Genomic DNA, 14,494 nt, shown 5'->3' with positions numbered 1-14,494 from the left:
GTTGCTGGGCGGACAAGCCCGCGCCGACCCCTGGATGTGCCGTGCCCCGGTTCAGCGTCATCGTGCCCGCGTACAAGGTCCAGGCGTACCTCCGGGAGAGCCTGGACTCGGTCCTGTCCCAGTCCTACCCGGACCTGGAACTGATCGCCGTGGACGACGCCTCGCCGGACGCCTGCGGTGCGCTGATCGACGAGTTCGCGGCCCGCGACCCCCGGGTGACCGCCGTGCACCTGGCGCACAACCTGGGCGCGGGCCCGGCCCGCAACGCCGGGCTGGCCCGCGCCACCGGCGACTACCTGCTCTTCCTCGACGGCGACGACACCCTCGCCCCGGACGCCCTCCAGGCCGTCGCCGACCGCCTGGGGGACACCGGCTCCCCCGACGTCCTCCTCTACGACCACGCGCGCACCCCGTGGGTCGGCGACCCGGTCCGCAGCCCGCTCGCCCACCTGCTGCGCGAGGACGGCCCGGCCAGCTTCCGCCCCACCGACCGCCCGGCCCTGCTCGACCTGCCGGCCGCGGCCTGGAACAAGGCCTGCCGCCGCGACTACGTCGAACGGGAGGGACTGTCCTTCCCGACCGGCCTCTACGAGGACGTCCCCTTCAGCTGCCAGGCACTGCTGGCGGCCGAGTCCGTCGCCGTCCTGGACCGGGTGTGCGTCCACGACCGGCAGCGGCGCACCGGCTCGCTGCGGACCACCAGCACCCGCCGCCACCTCGACGTCCTCGACCAGTACGAGCGGGTCTTCGGCCTGATCTCCACCCGCCCCGGGCTGGAGCGCTGGCGGCCGGCCCTGCACCGGCGCACGGCCGGGCACCTGTGCGCCCTGTACGCGGACCCGCGCCGCCTCCCGCGCGCCGCCCGGGCCGAGTTCTTCGCCCGGGCCTCGGCCCTCCTGCGCCGCCACAGGCCCGACGGCCGGGCGGCCCCGCTGCCGCCGTCCCTCCCGCGCACCGAACGGATCCGGCACGCCCTGCTGCGGCTCGGCCTGCGCCGCACGTACGGCGCCCTGGCGCTGCTGTCCCCCGCCGGCGCGGCCGCGGCCCGGGCCGGCACCGGCCTGTGGCGGGGGCTGTGCGAGACCGGGCTGCGGCTGCACTACCGCCTCCAGCGGCTGCTGCCGCTGCGCCCGGACCTGGCGGTGTTCTCCGCGTACTGGCACGGCGGCTACGCCTGCAACCCGGCGGCGATCGAGGCCAAGCTGCGCGAGCTCGCCCCGCGGATGCGGACCGCCTGGATCTGCGACCCGCGGCATGCGGCGACGCTCCCGCCGCAGACCGCCCTGCTGCGCCCGGGCTCGGCGGCGTACTGGAGCGCGCTGGCCCGGGCCGCGTACCTGACCACGAACGTCAACTTCGACCGCGGCCTGGTCAAGCGCCGCGGGCAGGTCCTCCTGCAGACCCAGCACGGCACCCCGCTCAAGCGGGTCGGCCTCGACCTCCAGGACCGGCCGGCGGCCGCCCCCACCGCCGACTTCGACGGGCTGCTGCGCGGCGCGGACCAGTGGGACTACCTGCTCTCCGGGAACCGGCACTCCACCCTGGTGTGGGAGCGGGCGGTCCCCGCCGGCTACACCACCCTGGAGTACGGCTACCCGCGCAACGACGCCTTCCACCGGGCCACCGCGCAGGACGTGGCGGAGCTGCGGGAGCGCCTGGGCATCCCGGCGGGCTCGACCGCGGTCCTGTACGCGCCGACCCACCGCGACTACCGGCGCAGCCTCCCCGAACACCTCGACTTCGAGCGGGTGTTGCAGGGCCTGGGCCCGCACTTCACGATCCTCGCCCGCCGCCACCTGACCTACGCCGGCGTGACCGGCGGCCCGGTCGGCCACCCGCGCCTGATCGACGTCTCCGCGCACCCCTCGGTGGAGGAACTCTGCCTCGCGTCGGACGCGTTGGTGACGGACTACTCCTCCCTGATGTTCGACTACGCGGCGCTGGACCGGCCGATCGTCGTCCACGCGGACGACTGGGAGGCGTACGAGGCGGCCCGCGGCACCTACTTCGACCTGCGGACCTGCCCGCCGGGCGCGATCGCCCGGACCGAGGACGAGCTGGTGGACATCTTCGCCACGGGCCACTGGCGGGGCTCCCGCTCGGCGCAGCTGCGGGCCGCGTTCCGGGCCCGGTTCTGCCCGTTCGACGACGGGCACGCGGCGGAGCGGGTGGTGCGCCGGGTCTTCCTGGGCGAGCCGTCACCGGTGCCGCCGGTGGTGCCGCTCGCCGACCGCAGCCCCGCCCCGGCGCCCTCCTCACGCACCCCCGAGGCCACCGTGGCCCCTCTGACCGCACCGGGCCTGTGGCCGTGACACCGCCCCCACCGGCTCCTGCCGCCGCTCGCGGTTGATCGCCGGCGGTAGCCGGCGGCGGGGCGGAGCCGTCAGGGGCGCTCGGGGAACGGGGACCTGAGGCCGGCCACCACCGAGGCGGCCAGGTCGTCGAGGTAGTCGGCCGGGATCTCGTCGCGGACCACCACCTGCCGCCAGTACAGCGGTCCGATCGCGAGGTCCAGCGCCCGGCCGGGGTCCGTGCCGGGGGCCAGCTCGCCGCGCGCGACGGCGGCGGACACGATGCCCTGCGCCATGTGCCGCTCCCCGTCGAGCAGGGCGCCGCGCACGGCGTCCGCGATCTCCGGGTTGCGGGCGGCCTCGACGAGCAGGTCGGGGATGACCGCGGAGGCCACGGGGTGGCGCAGCACGTGGGACATGACCTCCAGCAGGGCGCGTACGTCGCCGTACAGCGAGCCGGTCGCGGGGACGGGCAGGCCGTCCACGGCGAAGGCCTGCACCAGGTCCAGAACCAGGTGGAGCTTGGACTTCCAGCGCCGGTAGACGGCCGTCTTGCCGACTCCGGCGCGCCGGGCGATCCCCTCGATCGACATCCGCGAGAAGCCGACCGCGGCCAGCTCCTCCAGCACCGCGGCGCGGATCGCCTCGGTCACGTCCTCGCGCAGTACGGCGGCCCCGGCGGGGGCGCGGCGGGCGGCGGCGGGGGTGGTCGGGGAGGAGGTGGCGGCGGGGTCCGTGGTCATGGACCGAGCATAGCCGGGCACGGTGGCACCATCCCGTCACGACGATACGGTTGCGTTCCGTCGAGCCGAGGCCTAGTCTCGCCGTAGCGACGATACGGACCCGTCCCGTCGCCCTTCACGTCCTGGCCCCGTCGAAAGCGACCCCCGTGACCGTGACCCCACCCGCCTCGGCCACCTCGGCCGTCCCGGCCGCCGCGAGCCCCGCGGAGCTGGCCGCCGCCCACGGCCTGACGGTCAGCGGCGCCCGCCCCCCGCTGCCGAAGTACGTGCGCCAGCTCTGGGGCCGCCGCCACTTCGTCACCGCGTACGCCACCGCCCGGATGCAGGCCACGTACAGCACCGCGAAGCTCGGCCAGGTCTGGCACCTGGTGACGCCGGTGCTCAACGCGGCCGTCTACTACTTCGTCTTCGGCCTCATCATGAAGGCCAGCCACGGCGTCCCCGACTACCTGCCGTTCCTGCTGACCGGCGTCTTCGTCTGGGACTTCATCGGCAGCTCGATCAACGCCGGCACCCGCGCCGTCCACGCCAACCTGGGCCTGGTCCGCGCCCTGCACTTCCCCCGCGCCAGCCTGCCGCTGGCCTCGGTCCTCCAGCTCTTCCAGCAGCTGCTGGTGACCATGGGCGCGCTCGTCGTCCTGCTGCTCGCGTTCGGCCAGACGCCCGGCCCGGCCTGGCTGCTCGCCCTCCCCGTCCTGGCGCTGATGGCCGTCTTCTGCGCCGGCTGCGCGATGGTCATGGCCCGGATCGGCAGCAAGGCCCCGGACGTCAGCCAGCTGATGCCGTTCGTGCTGCGCACGTGGATGTACTCCTCGGGCGTCATGTGGTCCATCGAGCAGATGCTCCGCCAGGGCAACCTGCCGCACTGGGTCGCCCTCGCCCTGAAGCTCAACCCGGCGGCCGTCTACATCGACCTGATGCGCTACGCCCTCATCGACAGCTTCGGCGCGCACTCCCTGCCGCCCCACGCGTGGGCGATCGCCGTCGGCTGGGCCCTGCTCGCCGGCGTCGGCGGGTTCGTCTGGTTCTGGAAGGCAGAAGAGGAGTACGGCCGTGGCTGACCGCATCCCCACCGTCATCGCCGACGACGTCCACGTCATCTACAAGGTGAACGCCGGCGCCCGCAAGGGCGGCGCCACCGCCGCCCTCAGCCGGATCGTCTCCCGCCGCTCCGACCCGGGCGTCCGCGAGGTGCACGCCGTCAAGGGCGTCAGCTTCACCGCGTACCGCGGCGAGGCCATCGGCCTGATCGGCTCCAACGGCTCGGGCAAGTCCACCCTGCTCAAGGCGATCGCCGGGCTCCAGCCCGTCGCCCGCGGCACCGTCTACTCGCACGGCCAGCCCTCGCTGCTCGGCGTCAACGCCGCCCTGATGAACGACCTCACCGGCGAGCGCAACGTCATCCTCGGCGGCCTGGCCATGGGCATGTCCCGGGAGCAGGTCCGCGAGCGCTACCAGGACATCGTCGACTTCTCCGGCATCAACGAGAAGGGCGACTTCATCTCGCTGCCCATGCGGACGTACTCCTCCGGCATGGGCGCCCGGCTGCGCTTCTCCATCGCCGCGGCCAAGGACCACGAGGTGCTGATGATCGACGAGGCCCTGGCCACCGGCGACGCCGCCTTCCAGCGGCGCAGCCACAAGCGCATCGAGGAACTGCGCGCCCGGGCCGGCACCGTCTTCCTCGTCAGCCACAGCATCGGCACGGTCCGCGAGACCTGCGACCGCGCGATCTGGCTGGAGGCGGGCGTCCTGCGGATGGACGGGCCCGCCGACGAGGTGTGCGCCGCGTACGAGGCCCACACCGGCGGCTGACCCGTCCCGCCCTGACCCGCCCCCGCCGGGTCCCGTCCCGCCCACGGCGCGGTACGGCCTACAGCGGGGCCGCCTCCCGCAGGAGGCGCGCCGGCAGGTACGCGGAGGCCACCCGGACGTTCCAGCCGCGCCGGCGGGCGTGACAGGCCAGGGCCAGCGCGCCGAGGTCGAGGGCCGCGTCGCTGTCCTCCGCGCGGTCGGCCACCAGATAGTGGTCGCGGTGGGCCTCCAGGGCGTCGAGGAGGGCCAGGTTGAAGCTCTCCTCGTCGCCCTCGACCAGCTGCGACAGCAGCACGACCGGGGGCGGCAGGAAACCGCCCGCCGCACTCTTCTCCCAGGCCCGCACGGCTTCCTCGGCGGCCTCCTCGGCGGCCTCCCCGCGCAGGTAGGCGTGCAGGGCCCGGCAGTACGCCGAGTAGACGGGGGCGCCCTCCTGGAGCCGGGCCGGCCCGGCCAGCACGAGCGGGGCGAGGTCCTCGCGCACCCCCGTGATCAGGGCGAGGTGCGTCGCCGTGAGCCACTGGCTGAGCCCGGCCCGGTGACCGCTGTAGGCGGGGTAGACGAGGGTGCGCCCCTCTATGACGACCTCGGTTTCGGTGCCTTCCTCCACCAGCGTGGTGCGGAACAGTGCGGCGCCCAGCGCCGAGGCCAGGTGCAGCCCCCGCAGCTGGGTGTCGCTGACGTCGGGGCCGTGCGTGGCGCGGGTCTTGAAGAGGATCTCCTGGTACTGCAGGGCACTGGCCAGGCGCCAGGAGGACAGCCCCGGGCCGTCCTGCGGGATGAAGGCGTTCCGGGTGCTCTCCTCGAAGCCCGCCTCGCCCTCCGGGGTCAGCGGCTGCGGCGCCAGGGGCCGCTCGAACTCCACGGTCCGCCCGCCCGCCAGCTCCTGGACCGCGTCGGGGCGCCGGTCCCGGCCGAAGGCGCCGACCCGCGGCCCGGGCCTGGCGAAGCCGGTGAGCAGCGCGTACGGCAGGTAGTCGGTGTCGGTCGGCGGCCACCAGCCGTGGTCGCGGTGACCGAGCGCGGCCAGCGCTATCGGGACGAGCGGCAGCAGGGTGCGCGGCCGGTTCCTCGTCGAGGAAGCGGCCAGGGCGGCGTGGTGGCGCAGCAGCCGGACGAGTTCGGTGTCGTACGCCTCCCGGTCGCCGGCGGTCAGGGCGCGCAGGACCCGCAGGGCGGTGCTGTCCGGGTGGTCCGGGAGCGCCTGGCCGGTCTCCCGGGCGAGGGCGGCGGTCCGGGCGAGCCCGGCGTCGACCGCGGCGAGCTTCTGCTCCTGCGACGGCGGGAAGTCCTGGTCGTCGTCGTTCAGGTCGCCGCAGACGTACGCCATGAGGCCGCCGACCAGTTCGGCCGCGGGCCGGCCCACGTGCTCCGCCTGGGCCGCCTGGCGGGCGAAGTGGAAGGCCTCGCCGTGCCGCGCGGTGTCCCCGTCGATGACGGCCAGGCAGAAGGCGTCGATCCAGTCGTGGAGGGTGACGGACTCCCGGTCGGCCGGGTCGCCGTCCCGGTCGTAGCTCATGCCGAAGTTCACGTAGTCGAGGAAGACGTGGAAGGAGTCGTACGCGTAGTACGCGGCGAACGACACCGCGCCCGCGGCGGCTTCCGCCGCGTCCTTGAGCACGGCGCGGGCCTCGGGGGTGTCGAGGGCCGGCCGCTCGACGGAGAGGGCGCCGAGGTAGTCGAGGAGCTCCTCGGAGATCGTCTGCCATTCGTACGTGGCCATGCGGCCTCCGCGGGACATGGAGCGGACCATGGAGCCGATGCGGTTCACGAAGTCCTCGCGCGCCGCGGCGACCGCGGCCTCCCCCACCTGGTGTCGTTCGATGCGCACTGCTTGCCCTGCTCCCCGTGTCGTCGTGATCGCGGCCCAACCGTGCGGCCGGTACCGGGACATACGACGAGCGGCCCGGAACTCATGGTTCCGAGCCGCTCGTTCACTCACGTCCCCGAAGGGCCGTCAGCAGGGGGCCATCAGCTGTGCACGCGCAGCAGCGACCGCATCGTCCGCATCGCGACCGACAGGTTCGCGAGGTCGAAGTCGTCCGAGCCGCGGATCTCGTCCAGGGTGGTCCGGGCACGGGAGATGATCGCCGCGTTCTTGTCCTCCCAGGCCTTGAAGCGCTCCTCGGGCGTCGCGCCGCTCTCGCCGGCCGCCAGCACGTCGGCGGTCAGCGCCGCGTGCGCCGCGAACAGGTCCTCTCGGATGGAGGCGCGGGCCATGGACTGCCAGCGGTCGGCCCGCGGCAGCTCGATGATCCGGTCCATCAGCTGGGTGATGTCCAGGCGGTCGGCCAGGTCGTAGTACACCTCGGCGACGCCCAGCGGGTCCGCGCCGGTGCGGTCCGAGATCGCGACGATGTCCAGCGTCGGGAAGGCCGAGGAGAACCCGGCGACCTTCGCCGCCAGCTCCTCCGGCACGCCCTCGCCGGTCAGCTCGTCCAGGACCAGCTGGTACCACTCCAGGTCCGCACCGCGCACCAGCTTCGGCAGCTCCGCCCAGACCTGGGCCACCCGCTCGGCGAACAGCTCGATGGTCTCGGTGATCTGCAGCGGCTGCGGCCGGTTGTTCAGCAGCCAGCGCGTACCGCGCTCGACCAGGCGCCGCGAGTGCAGGCGCACCCGGGTCTGGACGTCGGCCGAAACCCTGTTGTCCAGGGCCTCGACGGCGTCCCACACCTCGGCCAGGCCGAAGATCTCGCGGGCCGAGAGCTGCGCCCGCACGATCTCCTCGGTGGAGGCGCCGGTCTCCTCGCGCAGCCGGTGCAGGAAGGTCGAACCACCGGTGTTGACGGTGTCGTTGACCAGCAGCGTGGTGATGATCTCGCGGCGCAGCGCGTGGGAGGCGATCTGCTCCGGGAACTTCGCGCGCAGCGCGGCCGGGAAGTACGCGTCCAGCAGGCGGCGCAGGTACGGGTCGTCCGGCAGCTCGGTGGTGATGAGCTCGTCCGCCACCGTGATCTTGGTGTAGGCCAGCAGGACGGCCAGCTCCGGCTGGGTCAGGCCGGTGCCGCCGCCGAGCAGCTCGCGGATCTGCCGGTCGCTGGGCAGGAACTCCAGGTCGCGGTTGAGCTGGCCGGTCTGCTCCAGGCGGCGCACGAAGCGCTGCTGGGCGTGGAGCAGGCTGTGGGCCTGGGCGGCGCCGTTGGCCAGGGCGGTGTTCTGCGCGTAGTTGTTGCGCAGGACCAGGTGGCCGACCTCGTCGGTCATCTCCGCCAGCAGGGCGTTGCGCTGCTTGACGGTCATGTCGCCGTCGGCGACGACCGCGTTCAGCAGGATCTTGATGTTCACCTCGTGGTCGGAGGTGTCCACGCCCGCGCTGTTGTCGATGGCGTCGGTGTTGACCTTGCCGCCCTCGCCGCCGGCGCCGGTGCGGGCGAACTCGATGCGGCCGAGCTGGGTCAGGCCCAGGTTGCCGCCCTCGCCGATGACCTTGGCCCGGACGTCCGCGCCGTTGACGCGGATGGCGTCGTTGGCCTTGTCGCCGACCTCGGTGTGCGTCTCGGCCGTGGCCTTGACGTAGGTGCCGATGCCGCCGTTCCACAGCAGGTCCACGGGGGCGTGCAGGACGGCCTGCATCAGCTCGGCCGGGGTCATCTTGGTGACGCCCGCCTCGATGCCGAGGGCCTCGCGGATGTGCGCGTTGACCGGGATGGACTTCGCGCTGCGCGGGTGGACGCCGCCGCCCGCGGACAGCAGCTCGGGGTCGTAGTCCGCCCACGAGGAGCGCGGCAGCTCGAACAGGCGCCGGCGCTCGGCGTACGAGACGGCCGCGTCCGGGTTCGGGTCGATGAAGATGTGCCGGTGGTCGAAGGCGGCGACCAGGCGGATGTGCTCGGAGAGCAGCATGCCGTTGCCGAAGACGTCACCGGACATGTCGCCGACGCCGACGACGGTGAAGTCCTCGGTCTGGGTGTCGTGCCCGAGCTCGCGGAAGTGCCGCTTGACGGACTCCCAGGCGCCGCGGGCGGTGATGCCCATCCCCTTGTGGTCGTAGCCGGCCGAGCCGCCCGAGGCGAAGGCGTCGCCCAGCCAGAAGCCGTACGACTCCGCGACGCCGTTGGCGATGTCGGAGAAGGTCGCGGTGCCCTTGTCGGCGGCGACGACGAGGTAGGTGTCGTCCTCGTCGTGGCGGACCACGCCCTTGGGCGGCACGACCTCGCCGCCGACCATGTTGTCGGTGATGTCGAGCAGCGCCGAGATGAAGATCTTGTACGCGGCGACGCCCTCGGCGAGCCAGGCGTCGCGGTCCACCGACGGGTCCGGCAGGTTCTTGGCGACGAAGCCGCCCTTGGCGCCGACCGGCACGATGACGGTGTTCTTGACCATCTGCGCCTTGACCAGGCCGAGGATCTCCGTACGGAAGTCCTCGCGGCGGTCGGACCAGCGCAGGCCGCCGCGGGCGACCTTGCCGAAGCGCAGGTGGACGCCCTCGACGCGCGGCGAGTACACCCAGATCTCGAAGGCCGGGCGCGGGGCCGGCAGCTCCGGGATGGCCTGCGGGTCGAACTTCATCGACACGTAGGAGTGCTGCTCGCCCCGGGCGTTCAGCTGGAAGAAGTTGGTCCGCAGGGTGGCCTTGATCAGGGTGAGGAAGGACCGCAGGATCCGGTCCTCGTCCAGCGAGGCGACCTGGTCCAGGGCCCCGTCCAGCTCCTCCAGCATGGCGTCGATCAGCTCGGTGCCGGCGGACTGGCGGCCGGGCGACATCCGCGCCTCGAAGAGCGAGATCAGCAGCCGGGTGATGTGGACGTTGTTGCGGAGGGTGTCCTCCATGTAGTCCTGGCTGAAGGTGGAGCCGGCCTGGCGCAGGTACTTGGCGTACGCGCGCAGGACGACGGCCTGCCGCCAGGTGAGCTTGGCGCTCAGCACCAGGCTGTTGAAGTTGTCGTTCTCGGCGTCGCCCCGCCACACGGCGGCGAAGGCGTCCTGGAAGCGCTCGCGGGCGCCGTCGCCGAGGTAGTTGTCGCCGTTGCCGGCGACGGGCATGCGCAGGCCGAAGTCGTAGATCCAGGCGCTGGTGCGGTCGCTGCGGCGCAGCTCGTACGGGCGCTCGTCGGTGACCTCGACGCCGAGGCGCTGCAGCACGGGCAGGACCGCGGACAGGGAGACCTGCTCACCGGTGCGGTAGATCTTGAAGCGGCGCTCGCCGGGGCCCGCGCCGACCGGCTCGTACAGGGACAGCGCGAACTCGCTGTCGCTGGCGGAGAGCCGCTCCAGGTGGCACAGGTCGGAGACGGCCATGCGCGGCGTGTGGTCGGCCTTGTAGCCCTCGGGGAAGGAGCCGCTGTACTTGCGCAGCAGTTCGGCGGCGCGCTCCTCGCCGAGCTCGGCGGTCAGGGCCTCGCCGAAGCCGTCGGACCAGGAACGGGCGGCCTCCACGAGGCGGCCCTCGACGCGCTCGACGTCGGCGTCGGTCAGCGCGGGCAGCTCGGTACCCTGCGGGACGCGGACGACGAAGTGGATGCGGGAGAGGATCGACTCGGTGTTCCAGGCGGTGAAGTCGACGCTGGTGCCGCCGAGCTCCTCCTTGAGGATGTCCATCAGCCGCAGCCGGACGCCGGTGGTGAACCGGTCGCGCGGCAGGTAGACGAGGGCCGAGTAGTAGCGGCCGTACTCGTCCTGGCGCAGGTACAGCCGCAGCCGGCGGCGCTCCTGCAGGTACAGGACGGAGGTGACGATCTCGCGGAGCTTGTCGACCGGGGTCTGGAACAGCTCGTCGCGCGGGTAGGTCTCCAGGATCTGCAGCAGGTCGCGGCCGTCGTGGCTGCTCGGCGCGAAGCCGGCGCCCTCCAGCACCTCGGCGACCTTGCGGCGGATGACCGGGACGCGGCGCACGGACTCGGTGTACGCGGCGGAGGAGAACAGGCCGAGGAAGCGGCGCTCACCGATGACGTTGCCGTCGGCGTCGAACTTCTTCACGCCGATGTAGTCGAGGTACGAGGGCCGGTGGACGGTGGAGCGGCTGTTGGCCTTGGTCAGCACCAGCAGGCGGTGCTCGCGGGCCTTGGCGCGGGCGTCGGCCGGCAGCCGGTTGAAGGACGGGGAGACCGCGTGGGTGTCCTCCTTGCCGCTGTGGTGCGGGTCGGAGCGCAGGATGCCGAGGCCGGTGCCGGGCACGGCGGCGAGGGCGTCGCCGTCGACGAGGTTGTACTCGCGGTAGCCGAGGAAGGTGAAGTGGTCGTCGGAGAGCCAGCGCAGCAGCTCGCGGGCCTCTTCGAGCTCGTACTCGTGCAGGTCTGCGGCGGTCGGCTCGTCCGGGAGGCCGTCGGCGATGCGCAGCGCGGCGTCGCGCATCTTCTCCCAGTCCTCGACGGCCTCGCGGACGTCGGACAGGACGCGCAGCAGGTCGGCGGTGATCTGCTTGAGGTCGTCGCGGTCGGTCTCGCGGTCGATCTCGACGTGGATCCAGGACTCGACGAGGGAGTCGTGGGGGCGCGCGGTCTTCGGGCCGTGCGCGTCGCAGTCGGGGCCGAGGATCTCGATCAGCTTGCCGGTGACGTCACGGCGCACGACGACCTGGGGGTGGATCACGACGTGGATGCCGCGGCCCTGGCGGGACAGCTCGTTGGTCACGGAGTCCACGAGGAAGGGCATGTCGTCGGTGACCACCTCGACGACGGAGTGGCTGGAGGTCCAGCCGTTCTCCTCGACGGTCGGGGTGTGCACGCGGACGTTCGCGGTGCCCTGCGGCCGGTTCTCGGCGAGCCGGTAGTGCGACAGCGCCGCCCCGAACACGTCGACGGGGTCCCGGTCGACGAGGTCCTCGGGGGCGGTGTGCAGGTAGTAGCGCTGGAGATAGGCGAGCGTCGTGTCCCGGTCCGGCCGCTCTTTCTGCTCGGCACCGGTCGGAAGGAGTCCCCCGGCCGGGCTGTGCTCAGCTACCCGGGCCGCCCGCGCGAGCAGCTCGGCCTTTGCTTCGTCCAGCTTGGTCTGCATGTCCTCTGGCTCCTGTCGCGCGCCATTGCGTGACGTAGGTGAAGGAAGGAATGACGTAGCGCCGCGCAGCGGGTAGTCCGTCCGGAAGCGACGCTATGTCGTCGTGAGCGCCGACCGGGAGGGATACGGCCGGAATCGGCCAGGCGTCCCGGCAGCGGGGATCAGCGAAGGCCCGGGCACGTTCGTGCGCCGGGCGCAGGCCGGGGGCGTCAGTGCCCCCGCGGACTATCGCGCTGATCACGGGTACCAGGCTATCTCGCCCTCCCCCCACCGCGTCACGGTCCGGATCTGTACAAAAGCAAGTCCGGAAGTTTGACGATGTGCGCAGTGACGTGGGCCACCGCGCGTGCCAGTGCTTATTCGGCCAGCTCGCGAGCAGTGCGCACGGCCTCTGCCAGGCTGTCCACGACCGGCACACCGGCCGATTCCAGACTGCGGCGGCTGTGCGAACCACCCGTGTAGAGGACGGCCCGCGCGCCCACGTGCGCGGCGGCCGCGGCGTCGTCCACGGCGTCCCCGATGAGGACGGTGCGGGCGGCGGTCACCCCGCTGGCCCGGAGGGCCTCCATGTGCCGGACCAGGTGGCCCGCCTTGGAGGTGTGCGAGGGGCCGGTGCGGCCGTCGACGCGCAGGAAGTGCCGGTCGATGCCGTGCGCGTGCACCAGCGGTACGAGCCTGTCGTGGGGCGCCAGTGACAGCAGGGACTGGGTGAGCCCATCGGCCTGCCAGCCCCGCAGCAGCTCCCGGGCCCCTTCGGCGAGGCCGACGTCCTCGGCCGCGGCCCAGTAGTAGCGGTGGAACGTGTCGTCCATGACGGCCCACTCGGCTTCGGTGGGCAGCCGGCCCATCAGCCGCTCGTAGAACTTCGGCACGGGCACGACGTAGAGCTCACGGTAGCGCTCCAGCGTGATCGGCGCGAAGCCGAACTCGGCGAAGGAGGCGTTCGTCGCCGTGATCACGGCGTCGATGTCGTGGAGCAGGGTGCCGTTCCAGTCCCAGACGATGTGGGAACCCGGACCGCCGCTCATGCCAGCAGCCCAGGGATCTCCTGGACGCCGAACCACAGCAGCTCGTGGTCGTCGGCGCCGTCCACGGTGAACTGGGCGTCGTCGTCCCCGGCGTCGGCGGCGGCGACGGCCGCGGCGGCCGCCTCGACGTCCTTGACGGCGTCGTCGGCGTCCACGTGCACGGCGGCGGCCGCGGCGAGCCGGACCGGGCCGGCCACGGCGACCTGCCCGAGGGAGGCCTCGTCGATGCCGGGAACGGCGGTGGCGGCCTTGTCGGCCACGTCGAGGGCGACGACGACGCGCTTGCGCGGGGCGGCGGGGTCCTCGGCGAGCATCCGCAGGGAGTCGGTGGCGGCCCGGCCGAGGGCGGCGTACTCCAGCTCCTCGATGTCGTCCGACACGTACCACTCGCGCAGGCCCGGCGTGACGGCGTACGCGCGCAGCGGGGCGCCGGCCAGCTCACCCGCCCGGTGCACCTCGGCGAGCCCGGGGAGGGTCAGGGGGACGTACACGCGCATGGCCGGCTGCTTTCGGTAGTCGGAAACGCCCTCAGGATACGACGGTGGCGCAGTGGGGGCGGAAGACTGCGTGCGGTGACGGCGGAGGTCCCCCTTCGGGCTGTGCGGGGCGAGCCGGGGCGCGTCCACGGCGCGGTGCTCCACGGCCTCCGTGCGGCCGCGGTACGGGCCGGGGGCCACCCGGATAGGTGAAGCGGCGCGGGGGTGTCGGGGCGCGGCAGGTCCGTTGCGGAGCGTGTCGGGCGGCCGTAGAAGATCCCCGACGAAGTTACCGCCCGGTACCGCCGGGGCCGTACGCGTGGGGGACGACCACATGACGACCAGGACGAACAGGACGAGCAGGACCGCCGGCACCTCGGGGCCGACGGGGCCGACGGGGCCGACGGGGCCGACGAGGACCACCGGACCGGCGAGGACGGCCGGGCCCGCCGGGAACGCCGCCCGGCCCCCGGGCCGCCGCGACCAGCGCCGTCCCGGCCCGCGGGAGGCCCGCCCGCCGGCGTCCCGCGGGCCCCACGACTGGTTCGCCGAACGCCTGCTGGCTGTGATCAGCGGCCAGCGCCCCGTCCACTCCCTGCTCGGCCTCACCGTCGGCCCCGCCTACGACCAGCTGGTGGGCCTGGCCCCGGCCGGCCCGTTACGCAGCCGCCTGCGCCCGGTGCTGCGCCGCTGCGGGCGCTTCCACCCGGGGCCGGGCGTGATCGAGGCCTTCGCCCGCATCGCCACCGGCGACCGCGTCTCGGCCATGGCCTTCCGCCTGGAGCAGGGCGCCGACCTGCGCTGGCGCTGCGCGGCCGTCGAGATCCGCGGCCCCCTGCCCTGACCGGGTCTAACGGCTGGTCCACCAGGCCGCCCCGCTGCCGGCGGCCGTGGCCACCAGCGTCACGAGCCAGGCGGGGACGCGCTCCACCACGATGTGCAGCCCGCCCCAGCGCAGCTCGAACTGCGGACGCGGCCGGGCGCGCTCAAGTCGCTTTTCCATGAAGGCAGTTAAGCACCCGAACCCGGGCCGCCCTCAGGGTCCGCATGTGTACAAGAGCGAGGGGTGGATTTCGACGATCCGTACAGCGACGCGGGCCCGCACGGCCCGCGGAACGCCGCCGGGGGGGGGGGGGGGGGGGGGGGGGGGGGGGGGGAGGGGGGGGGTGGGGGGGGGGGGGATATTTTTTGTTGGGGGGGGGGGA

At 73.3% G+C, this 14,494-nt stretch carries 10 protein-coding genes; 4 read left to right on the top strand and 6 right to left on the bottom strand.

All coding sequences use genetic code 11. The features are described from left to right. The first annotated feature begins 41 nt into the window (after positions 1 to 41). Positions 42 to 2,312: a bifunctional glycosyltransferase/CDP-glycerol:glycerophosphate glycerophosphotransferase gene (locus tag ACZ4VL_RS35475; RefSeq protein WP_468208557.1), complete on the top strand. Its 2,271-nt coding sequence runs from the start codon at positions 42 to 44 to the stop codon at positions 2,310 to 2,312. 71 nt (positions 2,313 to 2,383) lie between these two features. On the opposite strand, the gene ACZ4VL_RS35470 is transcribed toward ACZ4VL_RS35475, so the two are convergent. Further along, the gene (locus tag ACZ4VL_RS35470) at positions 2,384 to 3,034 is read right to left on the bottom strand and encodes a TetR/AcrR family transcriptional regulator (protein ID WP_468208554.1); all 651 of its coding nucleotides are present in this window, start codon (positions 3,032 to 3,034) and stop codon (positions 2,384 to 2,386) included. A gap of 146 nt (positions 3,035 to 3,180) precedes the next feature. Here ACZ4VL_RS35470 and ACZ4VL_RS35465 point away from each other — a divergent pair, with 146 nt between their 5' ends. After that, the gene (locus ACZ4VL_RS35465) at positions 3,181 to 4,095 is read left to right on the top strand and encodes an ABC transporter permease (protein WP_468208552.1); all 915 of its coding nucleotides are present in this window, start codon (positions 3,181 to 3,183) and stop codon (positions 4,093 to 4,095) included. Beyond that, positions 4,088 to 4,849 carry an ABC transporter ATP-binding protein gene (locus tag ACZ4VL_RS35460; protein WP_468208549.1) on the top strand — a complete coding sequence of 254 codons (762 nt, stop codon included), beginning with the start codon at positions 4,088 to 4,090 and terminating at the stop codon, positions 4,847 to 4,849. The genes ACZ4VL_RS35465 and ACZ4VL_RS35460 overlap by 8 nt, the downstream gene beginning before the upstream one ends. A gap of 58 nt (positions 4,850 to 4,907) precedes the next feature. On the opposite strand, the gene ACZ4VL_RS35455 is transcribed toward ACZ4VL_RS35460, so the two are convergent. The 4 genes from ACZ4VL_RS35455 to ACZ4VL_RS35440 all read right to left on the bottom strand — a co-directional run bounded on the left by ACZ4VL_RS35455 (position 4,908) and on the right by ACZ4VL_RS35440 (position 13,310). Next, a complete protein-coding gene (locus ACZ4VL_RS35455; protein WP_468208546.1) occupies positions 4,908 to 6,680 on the bottom strand; it encodes an immunity 49 family protein in 1,773 nt (590 codons plus the stop codon). Positions 6,681 to 6,820: 140 nt separating this feature from the next. After that, on the bottom strand, positions 6,821 to 11,785 hold the full coding sequence (locus tag ACZ4VL_RS35450) for an NAD-glutamate dehydrogenase (RefSeq protein ID WP_468208544.1): 4,965 nt from the start codon (positions 11,783 to 11,785) through the stop codon (positions 6,821 to 6,823). A 356-nt stretch (positions 11,786 to 12,141) separates the two neighbouring features. Continuing rightward, entirely contained in the window at positions 12,142 to 12,813 is a 672-nt protein-coding gene (locus ACZ4VL_RS35445) for an HAD family hydrolase (protein ID WP_468208541.1), read from the bottom strand. Continuing rightward, the gene (locus tag ACZ4VL_RS35440) at positions 12,810 to 13,310 is read right to left on the bottom strand and encodes a DUF6912 family protein (protein ID WP_468208538.1); all 501 of its coding nucleotides are present in this window, start codon (positions 13,308 to 13,310) and stop codon (positions 12,810 to 12,812) included. The genes ACZ4VL_RS35445 and ACZ4VL_RS35440 overlap by 4 nt, the downstream gene beginning before the upstream one ends. A gap of 313 nt (positions 13,311 to 13,623) precedes the next feature. On the opposite strand from ACZ4VL_RS35440, the gene ACZ4VL_RS35435 reads away from it, so the two are divergent. Next, the gene (locus ACZ4VL_RS35435; RefSeq protein WP_468208535.1) at positions 13,624 to 14,133 is read left to right on the top strand and encodes an Rv3235 family protein; all 510 of its coding nucleotides are present in this window, start codon (positions 13,624 to 13,626) and stop codon (positions 14,131 to 14,133) included. A gap of 6 nt (positions 14,134 to 14,139) precedes the next feature. On the opposite strand, the gene ACZ4VL_RS35430 is transcribed toward ACZ4VL_RS35435, so the two are convergent. Next, entirely contained in the window at positions 14,140 to 14,292 is a 153-nt protein-coding gene (locus ACZ4VL_RS35430) for a hypothetical protein (RefSeq protein ID WP_361084796.1), read from the bottom strand. Between the last annotated feature and the right edge of the window lie 202 nt (positions 14,293 to 14,494).

This window comes from Streptomyces sp. NPDC029014 (assembly GCF_055564695.1).
Note: the sequence above shows the minus strand (reverse complement) of the source record. Positions and strands in the feature narration are given on the sequence as shown.